Genomic DNA, 14,258 nt, shown 5'->3' with positions numbered 1-14,258 from the left:
ACGTCGGGGGTGATCGCCGCCAGCTATCACGACAGGGTTAACGTCTTGCAAGGGACGATCGCGGACGCGACATGCCCGTTCGACCGGCCCGAGTGGTTCGCGCTGCTCGCCGAAAGCGGGCTCGTGCCAACAATCGCCGTGGCGGGCGACGGTGCCGCCCGGGCCGCCCTGCCGCTGACCCGGGCCAATGGCCGGCTGGAGGCGCTGCGCAACTGGTACAGCTTCACCTGGAGGCCGCTGGCCGATGGCGGGGCAGACGATACCGAACGCCTGCTGGCGGCGCTTGCGGCCGACCTGCGGGGCCGGACGCACCGCGTCACCGCCTGGCCCGTGCCGGACGAGGACGGGTCGGCCAGCCTGCTCGAACGCGCTTTCCGCGCGGCCGGGTGGCACGTGCTGCGCGAACAGTGCGACCATAACCACGTGTTCGAGGTGCGCGGCCGCAGTTTCGCCGAGTACTGGGCCGACCGGCCCGGCCGGATGCGGACCACGCTGAAACGCAAGGGCAGGAAGGTCGATGTCTCGATCCGCCAGCGCTTCGACGAGGACGACTGGGCCGCTTACGAGGCGATCTATGCCCGCAGCTGGAAGCCGGAGGAAGGATCGCCCGACCTCCTGCGACGTTTCGCCCGCCAGGAAGGCGCGGCGGGCCGGATCCGCCTGGCCATCGCCCGCCATGGTGATGTGCCCGTCGCGGCGCAGTTCTGGACCGTGGAAGGCGGCACGGCCTATATCCACAAGCTCGCCCATCTCGAGGAACACAAGGCGCTGTCGGCCGGTACGACGCTGACGGCCGCGCTGTTCGAACACGTGATCGACCGGGACAAGGTCGGCTGGGTCGATTTCGGCACCGGCAACGACCGGTACAAAGCGGACTGGATGGAGATCGTCCGCCCGCGGTTTCGCATCGACTGTCTCGACCCGCGCCAGCCGCGCGCCTGGCCGGCGCTCGCCCGGCGCCGGGCCCGCCGCCTTGCGTCGTCTGTCCGCCGGGGCTAAGGCGCCGGCCGAATTGCAGGGGAACCACGCCGGCATGAGCAGTCTCGCGCCTAGCCGCAGTGAAATCGACACCAAGCTGCGCGCCATCCTGTGCGACGTGCTTGGCCTCGACGCCACGCAAGTCGAAAGCTTCGATGCCGACACCGGCCTGTTCGGCCACCTGCCCGAACTCGATTCGATGGCGGTCGCCGGCCTCCTGACCGAGATCGAGGATCGTCTCGGCATCATCATCGAAGACGATGAAGTCGATGGCGAAATGCTGGAGACCTACGGCGGGCTGCTCGCCTTTGCCGAGGCGAAAGTCGTCGAGTCCTGACCAAACCCGTCGTCAAGACCTGGCCCTGCCCCACCGCGGGCGGCGGCACGCATGACGAGATCGCGCTGGCATTTCGCGGTGGCGACACGGCGCGCGTGCTCGTCCTGCCGGCGTTCTTCGACGAGGCGAACAAGCTGCGCCGCCTGACGGTCGAGGTCATGCGCCGCCTGGCCGACGCCGGGATCGCCACCGTTCTGCCCGACCTGCCCGGCTGCAACGAGAGCCGCCAGCCGCTGCAGGCGCAGACGCTCGACCACTGGCGACAGGCGGCCCGGGCCGCGGCGGACCATTTCGAGGCCAGCCATGTCCTGACCGTGCGCGCGGGCGCGCTCGTCGCGCCGCCGGAGATGGCCGGGTGGAACTATGCCCCGGTCGGCGGCCGGCAGGTCCTGCGCTCGATGCTGCGCGCCCGCACGATCGCCGCGCGCGAGGCGGGGATCGAGGAAACGATCGGCACGCTGGAGGAACAGGGGCGCAGCGAAGGGATCGAACTGGCCGGCTGGACGCTGGGCGCCGCGATGTTCCGCGCGCTGGAAGAGGCCGCCCCCGCGGCCGAAACCGCCCAGGCGAAGATCGCGCAAGACGCGCTGGAAGGCGGCGGCCTGTGGCTGCGGGCCGAACCGGGCGAATCGGCCGCACAGGCCGATGGCATCGCCGCCGCGGTCGCGGGCGCGCTGGGGGCGGCATGAACAGGCTCCCGCTCACCTTCGCCTGCGAAGACGCGACGCTGGCCGGCACGATCGACACGGCGCCGGCCTCGGTCGGCCTGCTGATCGTCAGCGGCGGAAACGAGGTGCGCGCCGGTGCCTTCTCCGGGCAGGCGCAGCTCGCCGCGCGCATTGCGCGGGCGGGTTTCCCGGTCTTCCGCTTCGACCGCCGCGGCGTCGGCGACAGCGAGGGGGCAAACCGCGGCTTCCGTTCGAGCGGCAAGGACATTGCCGCCGCGATCGACGCCTTTCGCGCGATGGCGCCGCAGATGAACCGGGTGGTCGCGTTCGGCAACTGCGACGCGGCCAGCGCCCTGATGCTCGCCGGCGGGGCCGGTTGCGATTCGCTGGTCCTGTCGAACCCGTGGACGATCGAGGACACGCAAGACGACCTGCCGCCGGCCGGCGCGGTCCGCTCGCGCTATGCCGAAAAGCTCGCCGACCCGCGCGAACTGGCTCGCCTCGTCACCGGCAAGGTGGATTTCCGCAAGCTCGCCCGCGGGCTCGCGCGCGCGGTCATGCCGCGCCAGGCGCCGAGTTCGCTGGCGCAGGACATGTCGGCCGGACTGGCGCGGTTCGAGGGGCCGGTCCGCATCCTGCTGGCCGAAACCGACCGGACGGCCCAGGCTTTCGCGGAACAGTGGGACGCTGGCGACGCGCGCATCGCCTATTGCAAGGGGGCAAGCCACGCCTTTGTCGAGCCGCACGCCCGCGACTGGCTCCACGAACAGCTGCTGCGCGCGCTCCGGGCCTGATCGCTCCCGGCGGTCTCAGGCCGGCTCGCGCACGAACAGGCTCGCCAGTTCGACATGGGTGGACCAGACGAACTGGCCGACGGGCCTGGCCGCTTCCATGCGATAGCCGGCGGCGACCAGCCGCGCGGCATCGCGCGCCCAGCTCGCCGGATTGCAGCTGACATAGACGATCCGCGGAACGGAGCTGTCCGCCAGGCGCGCGACCTGTTCGCGGGCACCGGCGCGAGGGGGATCGAGCAGGACGGCATCGAACCGGTCGAGTTCGTCGGGCTGGAAGGGGTTGCGAAACAGGTCCCGGTGCATCGCGTGGACCGGCCGCCCGGCCCGCCCCGCGGCCGCCTTGCAGGCCAGGTGCGCATCGCGCGCCGCCTCCACCGCGAGCACCTTGGAAGCAGGCGAAAGCGCGAAGGCGAACGTGCCCAGCCCGGCGAAAAGATCTGCCACGAAGCGCGATCCCGCCAGCCATTCGGCGGCAATGCGGGTCAGCGCCGCCTCGCCATCGGCGGTGGCCTGCAGGAAGGCGCCGCTGGGATAATCGACCGGCACGCCGGAAAGCGTGACGGTCAGCGGCTCCGGCTCCCACACCGGCTCGGGGCCGTAACCCTGGTCGATCGTCAGGCGCGCCAGGCCGTTGTCGCGCGCGAAAGCGAGCATGGCCTCGGTTTGCTCCAGGCCTTCCATAGCGAGGCCGGAGATCGCGCAGTCCACGCCCTGGTCCACCAGGGCCAGTTCCGCTTTCGCCGCCTGCCGCCCCTTTCGCCGCGCCACCAGCTCGCGCACGGCAGGCACCAGGGCGAACAGCTCCGGCCGCAGGATATGGCATTCGCGCATGTCCACGACGCGGTGCGATCCGGCCTCGCGGAAGCCCACGGCCGGCGGCCCGCGGCGCGTCTCGGCATGGAGCGCACAGCGCCTGCGGCTGGCCGGGGGCGAGAGATGGGGGGCAAGCAGGCGGCCCACGGCCACGCCCTGCCCTTGCGCCGCGTAAGTCACCCGCTCGCCGAGGTAGCGCGCGATCGATTCGGCGTCGCAGTGCTGCAACTGGCATCCGCCGCAGGTGCCGAAATGGCGGCAGGGCGGCTCGGCGTGATGGGGTCCGCGGGCGATTGCGCCGTCCGGCCCGACCCGGTCGCCCGGCGCCGCCAGGGGCACGTGGCGTCCATCGGCCGTCACGCCGTCGCCCTTCGCGGCGATGCGCAGAATTTCGTCTGTCTCGTTCACAGGAAGCGCGCGTAGGCGCCTTTTACCGCTTGCGCCAGTTGGTCGGCGGTAAAGGCCTGCCCGGCGATCAGCGCGGCCTCGTGATGCAGCCACACGGCCTGTTCCGCCGCGGCGAATGCGCTCTCGCCGCTGGCCATGCGGCTCGCGGCGATTCCCGCGAGGACGTCGCCCGTCCCGGCCGTGGCCAGCCAGCTCGGACCGGGCGGGAACAGCCGCAGCGTGCCGTCGGGCGCGCAGAGGCAGGTGTCGGGGCCCTTGGCAAGGACCACGGCCTGGCTCGCCCGGGCGAGCGCGCATGCCTTCTCGCGCTTGCTCGTCCCTTCCACCCCGAAGGCCCGGCACAGGCCATCGAGCTCGCCCTCGTGCGGGGTCAGCAGCGTCTCCTGCCCGAAGACATGGCGTTCGAGCAGCGCGAGCGCATCGGCGTCGAGAACCAGCGGCAGGCCCCTTGCGAGCGCGCAGGCCAGGCGCGCTTTCGCCGTCTCGTCGCGCCCCAGCCCCGGCCCGGTGAGCAGCGCGGTGAAGCGCGCATCGGCCAGCGCCTCTTCGAGCGGGCGCTCGTCCACCACGAGCGAGGGCGGGGCCGCCGGATGCGAGTGGGGGGAAAGAAGCTTCACATATCCCGCCCCGCCGTGCTGCGCCGCCACGGCGGCGAGCAAGGCCGCGCCGGGCATGGCCCCGCCCGCCACGGCCAGCAGGCCGCGCCGGTACTTGTGGGCATCGGCGGCAGGCGCGCGCAACCGCGGGCGCGAGGAAAGCCGCGCCGACGCCTGGCCGGCATCGATGCCCGGATCGATCCCGATATCGACCAGCCGCCGCGCGCCCATCATGGCGGCGGCGGGCATCGTCCAGTGCGCGAACTTCCACGCGCCGAGCGCGATGGTCAGATCGAACGCGGGCAGGCCGGCGTTGAGCGGGACGCCGCGGTCGCTGTCGACGCCGCTGGGCACGTCCACCGCGACCAGCAGGTCGTGCCGGCGCGCCATCTGGTCCAGGAGGCAGGTGAGGTCGGGCGAGAACGGACGGGTGAGCCCGCTGCCGAACAGGCAATCCACCAGCACGGTGCCGCGCCGGCCGCTATCCGCGCCGTCCACCCGGCCGGCGAAGGCGGCCCTCGCCCTGCCCGCGGCCCCGGTGGCAGGCGGCAGCGGCGCGACCACCGCGACGTCGAGCCCCCTTTCGTGCAGGGTCCGCGCGATGACATAGCCGTCGCCGCCATTGTTTCCCGGGCCGCACAGCAATGTCACCGGGCGCCCGGCGGCCAGGCGCCAGACCCATTCCGCCGCGCCGCGCCCGGCCACCTGCATCAGGCTGTCCACGTCCCGGCCGGCATCGACCAGCGCCTGTTCCGCCGCCCGCATCCCGGCGACCGTCAGGATCGGCTCAGTCGCCGGCATCCGGCCCGTCCACGGGCTGGACGGCGAAGCGATAGCGATCACCGCCAACCGCGACTTCCAGCTTGCCCTCGCGCAGTTCCTGATCGGCCGGGTCGGCGCCGTCGTAGGGTACCAGTCCGCGACCGTCGGGCAATTGTTCGAAGCGGCGGAAACCGCCATCGGCGTGGCGCACGGTAAGCACCGTCGCCCCGCCGATCTCCGCCCGTTCCACCAGGCAGTCGGGCCCGAACCCGGCCCCCGGGCCGATCGCGCACTCGATCCGCTCCGCGCCTTCTTCGGCCTGGGCCTGGACCGGGGCCTCGGCCGACGAGCAGGCGGCCGCCAGCGCCAGCCCGGCAGCTGCGAGGAAAACCCGTGGCCTCACTTGCGAACCAGTTGCGTCACGTCGCGAACAGCGCCGCGCGCGGCGCTGGTCGTCATCGCGGCATAGGCTTGCAACGCGGTGGAAACGCGGCGCTTTCGCTTCTCGACGGGTTTCCATGCCCCTTCCCCCTTCGCGTCCATCTCCGAACGCCTCGCGGCCAGTTCGGCTTCCGGCACGTCGAGATGGATGGTTCGGCCGGGAATGTCGATCACGATCGTGTCCCCGTCCCGGACGAGGCCGATCGTGCCCCCTTCCGCCGCTTCGGGCGAGGCATGGCCGATCGACAGGCCCGAGGTCCCGCCCGAGAAGCGGCCATCGGTCACCAGGGCGCAGGCCTTCCCCAGCCCCTTCGATTTCAGGTAGCTCGTCGGATAGAGCATTTCCTGCATGCCGGGCCCGCCTTTCGGCCCTTCGTACCGGATCACGACCACGTCGCCTTCGCGCACCTGGTCGGTCAGGATCGCGGTCACGGCAGCATCCTGGCTCTCGTAAACCTTGGCCGGGCCGGAGAACTTCAGGATGCTCTCGTCCACCCCGGCGGTCTTCACGATGCACCCGTCCTCGGCCAGGTTGCCGTAGAGAACGGCCAGCCCGCCATCCTGGCTGAAGGCATGTTCGGCCGAGCGGATGACCCCTTCGCGCCGGTCGAGGTCGAGCTCCTCCCACCGGCGATCCTGGCTGAACGCCGTCTGCGTCGGCACACCTCCCGGCGCGGCGCGGAAGAAATTCTGCACCGCCGGGCTGTTGGTGCGGGCAATGTCCCAGGAATCGAGCGCATCGGCCAGGGTCGGGCTGTGGACCGTGGGCACGGCGGTGTTGAGCAGGCCGGCACGGTCGAGCTCGCCCAGGATCGCCATGATCCCGCCGGCACGGTGGACGTCTTCCATGTGGACATCGGCCTTGGCCGGCGCGACTTTCGACAGGCACGGGACATGGCGGCTGAGCCGGTCGATGTCGGCCATCGTGAAATCGAGCCCCGCCTCGTGCGCGGCGGCCAGCAGGTGCAGGACCGTATTGGTCGATCCGCCCATCGCGATGTCGAGGCTCATCGCGTTCTCGAACGCGGGCCGCCCGGCGATCGTGCGCGGCAGGACGCTGGCGTCGTCTTCCTCGTACCAGCGGCGGCACAGTTCGACGACCAGGCGGCCGGCACGCAGGAACAGCGCCTTGCGGTCGGCGTGGGTGGCCAGGGTCGATCCATTGCCGGGCAGCGACAGGCCGAGCGCCTCGGTCAGGCAGTTCATCGAATTGGCGGTGAACATGCCGCTGCACGAGCCGCAGGTCGGGCAGGCATTCTGCTCGATCGCGGTCACTTCCTCGTCCGAATAGTGTTCGTCCGCCGCCGCAACCATGGCATCGACGAGATCGAGCGCCACTTCCTTGCCCTTGAGAACGACCTTGCCGGCTTCCATCGGGCCGCCGGAAACGAAGACGACCGGGATATTGATCCGCATCGCCGCCATCAGCATCCCGGGCGTGATCTTGTCGCAGTTGGAGATGCAGACCATGGCGTCGGCGCAATGGGCGTTGACCATGTACTCGACGCTGTCTGCGATCAGGTCGCGGCTGGGCAGCGAATAGAGCATCCCGTCGTGGCCCATCGCGATCCCGTCATCGACGGCGATCGTGTTGAATTCCTTCGCGACGCCGCCCGCGGCCTCGATCTCGCGCGCGACCATCTGGCCCAGGTCCTTCAGGTGCACGTGACCGGGCACGAACTGGGTGAAGGAATTGACCACGGCGACGATCGGCTTGCCGAAATCGCCGTCTTTCATGCCCGTCGCGCGCCACAACCCGCGCGCGCCGGCCATGTTGCGGCCATGGGTGGATGTGCGGGAACGATAGACGGGCATGGGAGATGGCTTCCAATTGTTGCGCGTTGAGTGCAGCCGGCAAGACTAAAGCATCGGGCGCACCGGTCGAAGGGGAAATTCTTTTGCCGGCAACAGCGCGGGCGGCCTCCCCCGGGTTGGCGCTAGTCCTGATCGAGGGCCAGCGCGGTGCGATGGGCGACATCGGCGACGATGTCGGCCCAGCGGGCCTGGTCCGCCTCGTGCGGGATCATGTCCTGCCGGATCTCGATCGTCAGGTAGGGCCGGCCACGGGCCTCTGCATGGCGGTCCATCGTCGCGTTGAGCTGCTTGCCGGAATAGGGCTGGTTGTCGCCGACCGTCAGCCCGAGGTCCGCGAACAGGCGGATCGCATGGCGCGCGGCGCGGTCGTCCCGGTTGTAAAGCAGCGCCACTTCCCACGGCCGCGCCGCGCCCCCGCTCTCGAGCGCCGGGGTAAAGCTGTGCAGCGCGATGACGAGGCCCGGCCGCGCGGCATCGAGCCATTCGCCCAGCGCGGCGTGATAGGGGCGGTGGAACCGTGCCAGCCGCCGCTCGACATCGGCACCGATATTGCCGGGGATGAGGTGGCCGTCGCTCGTCTCCGGCACGACCCCGGGCGCGTCTTCCTCGCGGTGCAGGTCGCACACGAGGCGCGAGACGCGGGCGATGTGCGCCGGGATCGCGTGCCGCCGCGCCATGCGCTCGGCGACGCCTTCGACGCCGATATCGACGGCGATATGCTTGTCCAGCAGCTCCGGCGCGATCCCCAGGTCGATGTCGGCCGGGACGTGGCTGGACGCGTGATCGACGACGCAGACGATACCGCCACGAACCGGCTGGCCTACCTGGCGGAACGGGCTATCGTCGGTCATCGCAGCGCACCTTTCATCTGCCACCAGCCGGGATGGGCCGCGGCAATCCGCGCGGCGGCCTCGTCACGCGCCCCGGCCGTGTCGTAGAGGGCGAACGAGGTCGCGCCGGAGCCGGACATGCGGGTGAGGAAGCCGCCGCTATCGGCCAGGGCGTTCCAGGCGAACAGCGCCTCTTCCACGCACAGCCGTTCGAAAACGATCCGCTCCAGGTCGTTGCCGTTGCTTTCCGCGATCTCGCGCGCCGTCCTGCCCGAAAGGGGGCCCGGATCCACGCCGTCCCAGGCGGCAAAGACCGGGCCGGTAGGAACCGGAACGCGCGGGTTGAGGAGGAGGACGGGCGTGCCGGCAAGGTCGTTCTCGACCGGTTCCAGCTCGGTCCCGGTGCCGCGCCCGATGCAGGCCGCGCTGTCCACGCAGGCCGGCACGTCGGCGCCCAGGCGCGCGGCCCGCTGCTCCCAGTCGTCCGGCAGGCCGTATCGCTCGCGCACGATGCGGAACACGGCCCCCGCATCGGCGGAACCGCCGCCCAGCCCGGCGGCGACAGGCAGGTTCTTCTCCAGCGCCAGTGCCAGACCTTCGCTGCGCGGCAACACGGCCAGCGCCTTCGCGGCGATATTGCCGAACGGATCGCCCAGCGCGGGCGCGAACTCGCCGGTTACCGCCAGACTGTCGCGATCCGCCGTGCGCGCGACCAGTTCGTCGCCCGCGTCGACGAAGGCGAACAGCGTTTCCAGCTCGTGATAACCGTCCGCGCGCCGCCGTCTCACGTGGAGCGCGAGGTTGATCTTGGCATAGGCGGTTTCGCGCATCACGAGCTCCGCGGGCACCGCCCGGCCCGCCCGCCGTGCGGCGGCGCGGCCAGCGGCAGGCCGGCCATCACATGTTCGGGTAGTTCGGGCCGCCGCCGCCTTCGGGCGTGACCCATTCGATGTTCTGGTTCGGGTCCTTGATATCGCAGGTCTTGCAATGGACGCAGTTCTGCGAGTTGATCACGAACTTGGGATCGCCTTCCTCGACATCGACCCATTCGTAGACCCCGGCCGGGCAATAGCGTGCGGAGGGGCCGCCATAGACGCCCAGTTCGCTCGCCTCCTGCAAGGCCATGTCCTTCACCTTCAGGTGACAGGGCTGGTCCTCTGCATGGTTGGTATAGGAATAGGACACCGAGGTCAGGCGATCGAACGTGATCTCGCCATCGGGCTTGGGATAGTCGATCGGCCGATGCAGGTCCGCCCGGTGGGTATGCGTGTAGTCGGGCGTGTGCTTCATCGTCACCGGCAGGCCGATGCCCAGCGTGCGCATCCACATGTCGATCCCGGCCACCACGGTACCGATATCGCCGCCGAACTTCGCCACGGCGGGCTGGGCGTTCTTCACTTTCTTCAGCTCGTCGGCGATCCAACTCGACCGCACGGCCGCGTCGTAATCGCCCAGTTCGGTCTTCTCCGCGCCGCCGCCGATCGCGGCCGCGACCGCCTCCGCCGCCAGCATCCCGCTCTTCATCGCGGTATGGCTGCCCTTGATCCGCGGCACGTTGACGAAGCCCGCGGCGCAGCCGATCAGCGCGCCGCCGGGGAACGCCAGCTTCGGCACCGACTGCCAGCCGCCCTCGTTGATCGCGCGCGCGCCGTAGGCGACGCGCTTGCCGCCTTCCAGGTACTCGCGGATCGCCGGATGCTGTTTCCAGCGCTGGAATTCCTGGAACGGCGAGACATAGGGGTTCTCGTAATCGAGCGCGGTGACGAAGCCGAGCGCGACCTGCCCGTTTGCCTGGTGATAGAGAAAGCCCCCGCCCCAGGTATCGCTTTCCGAAAGGGGCCAGCCCTGGGTGTGGATCACCCGGCCCGGCACGTGCTTGTCGGGATCGATGTCCCACAGTTCCTTGATGCCCAGGCCATAGACCTGCGGCTGGCAATCGGCCTCCAGGTCGAAGCGCGCCTTCATCCGTTTGGTCAGGTTGCCGCGCGCACCCTCGGCGAACAGCGTGTACTTCGCATGGATTTCCATGCCCGGCTGATAATCGGGCTTGTGACTGCCATCGGCGGCGACGCCCATGTCCTGCGTCACGACGCCGGCGACCGCGCCGCTATCGTCGAACAGCACGTCGGCGGCGGGGAAGCCCGGGAAGACCATCACGCCCAGCGCTTCCGCCTGTTCGCCGAGCCAGCGGGTCATGTTGCCGAGCGAACCGGTGTAGCAGCCGTCGTTGGAGAGGAAGGGGGGCATCAGCAGGTGGGGGATCGCGGTCTTGCCGCCTTTCGACAGGACCCAGTGCCAGTTGTCGGTCACCGGCACTTCCGCCATCGGGCACCCCTGCTCGCGCCAGTCGGGCAGCAGTTCGTCCAGCGCCTTCGGATCGACCACGGCGCCGGACAGAATGTGCGCGCCGATCTCGGAGCCTTTCTCCAGGACGACGACCTCGAGTGCATCGTCGATCTGCTTGAGGCGGATCGCCGCGGCCAGGCCTGCCGGCCCGCCGCCCACGATCACCACGTCGCACGGCATCGATTCGCGTTCGCTCATCCCAAAATGGTCCTTCGTTGCTTTGCTGCCCCAAGACTTGCATCATGCCTTGATTGCTGTGGCAGGGCAGGTCAAGACCGCAGCCGAGATGGCCGATCGCCCGCCCCGCCCGCTTTCCGCAGAGTTCGCCGCCGCGATCGATTGGTGGCGCGAAGCCGGCGTCGATTGCGATTTCGCCGAAGACGCTACGGATTGGCTGGCTCCGCCGGAAGAACCGGCCGGCCCGGCGCCCCCGGTCGCCGCGAAGCGGGAGGCAGAGCCGCCGCGCGAACTGGCGCCGGCCGTAAAACCGCCGCCGCGCGTCGATGTGGACAAGGCCGCCTGGCCCGGGGACCTTGCCGCGTTTCGCAAGTGGTGGCTGGCCAGCGACACGCTCGACCAGGGGGGGGCCTATCCGCGGGTCGCGCCGCGCGGCGAGGCCGGCGCCCGGCTGATGATCGTGGTCAACCAGCCGGAAGAGGGGGACCGCGACCAGCTCCTTTCCGGGCCCGAAGGGGGTTTGCTGCAAGGCTTCCTGCGCGCGGCGGGGGTGCCGGAGGAGGCGACCTACCTCGCCTCGCTGCTGCCGCGCCACGATGTCGCGCCCGACTGGGACACGATCCGGTCCGCCGGTCTGGGCGAACTGCTGAAGCACCATGTCGGCCTCGTCGCGCCGGAAAGGATACTTGTCCTCGGCCGCAACATTCCGCCGCTGCTCGGGCACGATATGGCGCAAGGGCCTGCAATTTTACCCGATTTCAACCATGAAGGGGCAAGCATCCCCGCGATGACGGCCGGAGGGCTCGCGGACATGCGCCGATCGGCACGGCGGCGCGAGCGGTTCTGGCGATGCTGGCTCGATTGGACTTATGGCGATACCTGACCTGACCAAGTGCCTGAGGCTTGCGACCGCGGTGGCCGCCGGCCTGGCCGCGACGATGATCGCGCCCCCCGCGGCCGCCAGCAGCAGCGCGGCCGATTATTTCCGCTCCCGCGCGATGAACCGCACCGTGCCCGAACTGCTCAGCCGTTCGGACAAGGCCTATTACGCCGACCTGTTCCAGGCGATCGACCGGCAGGACTGGTCGCGGGTCGACGCCATGCTGGCCGAGCGCGACGACGGCCCGCTGCACCACGTCGCCCGGGCGGAGTACTATCTCGCGGCGACCAGCCCCCGGGTGGAGCTGCCGGCGATCCAGGCCTGGCTGGCCCGGGGCAGCCGCCTGCCCCACGCGGAACAGATGGGCCGCCTGGGCCTGACGCGCGGCATGATGTCGGCGCCCTATCTGCCGCGCGAACAGAGCTTCGTCCGGCAGCCCTACGCCTCCAAGCGGACGCGCCCCTCGACGGTGGACGACGGCACGATGCCGGGCGAGATCCGCCGGGCGATCCTCGACCGGATCAGCAACGACGATCCCGACGGGGCCCGCCAGCTGCTCGACGGCGTCGATGCCATGCTGAGCCCCCCGGCGCGCGCCGAATGGCACCAGCGCGTGGCCTTCAGCTATTATATCGAGAACGACGATCCGGCGGCGCTGGCCATGGCGCAGACGGTGCGCGAAGGCTCGGGCGCCTGGGTCGCCGAGGGAGACTGGGTCGCCGGGCTGGCCGCATGGCGCCTGGGCGACTGCGAAACGGCGGCCGACAACTTCGAGCGCGCAGCGCGCGGATCGACCAATCACGAACTGACCGCGGCCGCCTTCTACTGGTCGAGCCGGGCCCTGGTCCGCTGCCGCCAGCCCGAAAAGGCGGCCGAGCAGCTGCGCGGGGCGGCGAGGCTGGACGAAACGCTTTACGGGATGCTCGCCCGCGAACAGCTGGGCCAGGCCCTGCCGCAGAACCACGCCGGGGCCGACTTCGCGATGGAAGACTGGCACGCCTTGCGCGAGGTCGAGAACGTCCGCATCGCGGTCGCTCTGGCGGAAATCGGGCGCGACCGCCTGGCCGACGAGGTCCTGCGACACGAGGCGCGGATCGGCGACCCGGACAACTACGACGAACTCTCGCGCCTCGCGCGCGAACTGGGCATGCCATCCACCCAGCTGTGGATGGCGCACAACGCGCCGCGCGGCGCGCGCGCCGAACCCGCGCTGCGCTATCCCGCGCCTAAGTGGCAACCGGTCAACGGGTGGAAGGTCGATCCGGCGCTGGCCTATGCCCATACCTTGCAGGAATCGGTGTTCCGCGCCGATGCCGTCAGCCCGGCGGGCGCGCGGGGCCTGATGCAGATCATGCCCGCCGCCGCGCAGGACCATCGCGGCAAGTTGGGGGTGGCGGGGGATGCCCACGACCTTTCGCGGCCGGAAGTGAACCTCGCCTTCGGGCAGGAACACTTGCGTATGCTGCGCGATTCCAGCGCCACGGGCGGGCTGCTGCCGAAAGTCATGGCGGCATACAACGCCGGCCTTTCGCCGGTCACGCGCTGGAACAGCGAGATCCGCGACCAGGGCGACCCGCTGCTGTACATGGAAAGCATCCCCTACTGGGAAACGCGCGGCTATGTCGCGATCGTGATGCGCAATTACTGGATGTACGAGCGGCAGGCCGGCGGCGCCTCGGAAAGCCGGATCGCGCTGGCGCAGGGCATGTGGCCGACGTTTCCCGAGCTTTCGGGCGGCGGCGGTGTACGGCTGACCGCGCGCGATTGATGGCGATCGACACGCAGCGCCGCTTCATCCCGATCGCGATCGCGGTCGTCACGGTGTCCGATACGCGCACGGCGGCCGACGATACATCGGGCGATATCCTCTGCGACCGGATCGAAGGCGCGGGCCATCGCCTTGCCGCGCGCACGATCGTTCGCGACGACGCGGCGCTGATCGCGCGCCAGCTGGAAAGCTGGATCGAAGACAGCGGGATCGACGCGATCGTCTGCACCGGCGGGACCGGTCTGACCGGGCGCGACGTGACGCCCGAGGCGCTGGAACAGGTCAGGGCTTCGCACCACGGGCGCGACATCCCCGGCTTCGGAGAGCTGTTCCGCTGGCTCAGCTATGCGTCGATCGGGACGAGCACGGTACAGAGCCGCGCCTGCGCCGTCGTGGCCGGGGGCACTTACATCTTCGCCCTGCCCGGTTCCAACGGCGCGGTGAAGGATGGGTGGGACGGCATCCTCGCCGAGCAGCTCGACAGCCGCAACCGGCCCTGCAACTTCGTCGAGCTCATGCCGCGCCTGCGCGAGAGCTGAAGCGGCGCGGCAAGGTGCGCCGGCGAGCGCCGCCGGATCGTTCCGCAAAATTGAAAACGCCCCGTCGAAAACGCCCCGCTGCCGATGGCAACGGGGCGTCTTCCGC

At 70.3% G+C, this 14,258-nt stretch carries 14 protein-coding genes; 7 read left to right on the top strand and 7 right to left on the bottom strand.

Translation table 11 applies throughout. The features are described from left to right. The first annotated feature begins 9 nt into the window (after window positions 1–9). From GRI72_RS02180 to GRI72_RS02165, 4 genes are all read left to right on the top strand, one after another. Window positions 10–999 (top strand): GNAT family N-acetyltransferase, encoded by a 990-nt coding sequence (locus GRI72_RS02180; protein WP_160732273.1) that lies wholly within the window; start codon window positions 10–12, stop codon window positions 997–999. Window positions 1,000–1,033: 34 nt separating this feature from the next. Continuing rightward, window positions 1,034–1,315 (top strand): acyl carrier protein, encoded by a 282-nt coding sequence (locus GRI72_RS02175; protein WP_160732272.1) that lies wholly within the window; start codon window positions 1,034–1,036, stop codon window positions 1,313–1,315. 95 nt (window positions 1,316–1,410) lie between these two features. Next, on the top strand, window positions 1,411–2,004 hold the full coding sequence (locus GRI72_RS02170; RefSeq protein ID WP_337191112.1) for an alpha/beta hydrolase family protein: 594 nt from the start codon (window positions 1,411–1,413) through the stop codon (window positions 2,002–2,004). Continuing rightward, window positions 2,001–2,777, top strand: coding sequence for a hydrolase 1, exosortase A system-associated (locus GRI72_RS02165; RefSeq protein ID WP_160732271.1), 777 nt, complete (start codon window positions 2,001–2,003; stop codon window positions 2,775–2,777). The genes GRI72_RS02170 and GRI72_RS02165 overlap by 4 nt, the downstream gene beginning before the upstream one ends. Before the next feature lie 15 nt (window positions 2,778–2,792). On the opposite strand, the gene GRI72_RS02160 is transcribed toward GRI72_RS02165, so the two are convergent. The 7 genes from GRI72_RS02160 to GRI72_RS02130 form a co-directional block, all read right to left on the bottom strand. After that, on the bottom strand, window positions 2,793–3,998 hold the full coding sequence (locus tag GRI72_RS02160; protein WP_160732270.1) for a class I SAM-dependent RNA methyltransferase: 1,206 nt from the start codon (window positions 3,996–3,998) through the stop codon (window positions 2,793–2,795). Then, complete coding sequence (locus tag GRI72_RS02155) at window positions 3,995–5,395, bottom strand: NAD(P)H-hydrate epimerase (RefSeq protein ID WP_160732269.1); 1,401 nt, start codon at window positions 5,393–5,395, stop codon at window positions 3,995–3,997. The genes GRI72_RS02160 and GRI72_RS02155 overlap by 4 nt, the downstream gene beginning before the upstream one ends. Continuing rightward, the gene (locus tag GRI72_RS02150; protein WP_160732268.1) at window positions 5,382–5,759 is read right to left on the bottom strand and encodes a hypothetical protein; all 378 of its coding nucleotides are present in this window, start codon (window positions 5,757–5,759) and stop codon (window positions 5,382–5,384) included. Before GRI72_RS02150 ends, GRI72_RS02155 begins: the two co-directional genes overlap by 14 nt. Next, a complete protein-coding gene (ilvD, locus tag GRI72_RS02145) occupies window positions 5,756–7,612 on the bottom strand; it encodes a dihydroxy-acid dehydratase (RefSeq protein WP_160732267.1) in 1,857 nt (618 codons plus the stop codon). The genes GRI72_RS02150 and ilvD overlap by 4 nt, the downstream gene beginning before the upstream one ends. A 122-nt stretch (window positions 7,613–7,734) precedes the next feature. Then, window positions 7,735–8,463 (bottom strand): N-formylglutamate amidohydrolase, encoded by a 729-nt coding sequence (locus GRI72_RS02140; protein ID WP_160732266.1) that lies wholly within the window; start codon window positions 8,461–8,463, stop codon window positions 7,735–7,737. Further along, window positions 8,460–9,272 carry a 4-(cytidine 5'-diphospho)-2-C-methyl-D-erythritol kinase gene (locus GRI72_RS02135; protein ID WP_160732265.1) on the bottom strand — a complete coding sequence of 271 codons (813 nt, stop codon included), beginning with the start codon at window positions 9,270–9,272 and terminating at the stop codon, window positions 8,460–8,462. The genes GRI72_RS02140 and GRI72_RS02135 overlap by 4 nt, the downstream gene beginning before the upstream one ends. 67 nt (window positions 9,273–9,339) lie before the next feature. Further along, window positions 9,340–10,986, bottom strand: coding sequence for an electron transfer flavoprotein-ubiquinone oxidoreductase (locus GRI72_RS02130; RefSeq protein WP_160732264.1), 1,647 nt, complete (start codon window positions 10,984–10,986; stop codon window positions 9,340–9,342). Between the two features lie 88 nt (window positions 10,987–11,074). Here GRI72_RS02130 and GRI72_RS02125 point away from each other — a divergent pair, with 88 nt between their 5' ends. Genes GRI72_RS02125 through moaB form a run of 3 tightly spaced genes read left to right on the top strand, consistent with a single transcriptional unit; the run spans window position 11,075 to window position 14,152 of the window. Beyond that, window positions 11,075–11,848, top strand: coding sequence for a uracil-DNA glycosylase family protein (locus tag GRI72_RS02125; protein WP_160732263.1), 774 nt, complete (start codon window positions 11,075–11,077; stop codon window positions 11,846–11,848). After that, a complete protein-coding gene (locus GRI72_RS02120) occupies window positions 11,835–13,613 on the top strand; it encodes a lytic transglycosylase domain-containing protein (protein ID WP_160732262.1) in 1,779 nt (592 codons plus the stop codon). The genes GRI72_RS02125 and GRI72_RS02120 overlap by 14 nt, the downstream gene beginning before the upstream one ends. Next, window positions 13,613–14,152 carry a molybdenum cofactor biosynthesis protein B gene (gene moaB / locus GRI72_RS02115; RefSeq protein ID WP_160732261.1) on the top strand — a complete coding sequence of 180 codons (540 nt, stop codon included), beginning with the start codon at window positions 13,613–13,615 and terminating at the stop codon, window positions 14,150–14,152. The genes GRI72_RS02120 and moaB overlap by 1 nt, the downstream gene beginning before the upstream one ends. Window positions 14,153–14,258 lie beyond the last annotated feature (106 nt).

The organism is Pelagerythrobacter marinus (assembly GCF_009827515.1).
In the GTDB taxonomy this organism is placed as follows: Bacteria; Pseudomonadota; Alphaproteobacteria; order Sphingomonadales; family Sphingomonadaceae; genus Pelagerythrobacter; species Pelagerythrobacter marinus.
This window is presented reverse-complemented; position numbering and strand designations above follow the sequence as displayed.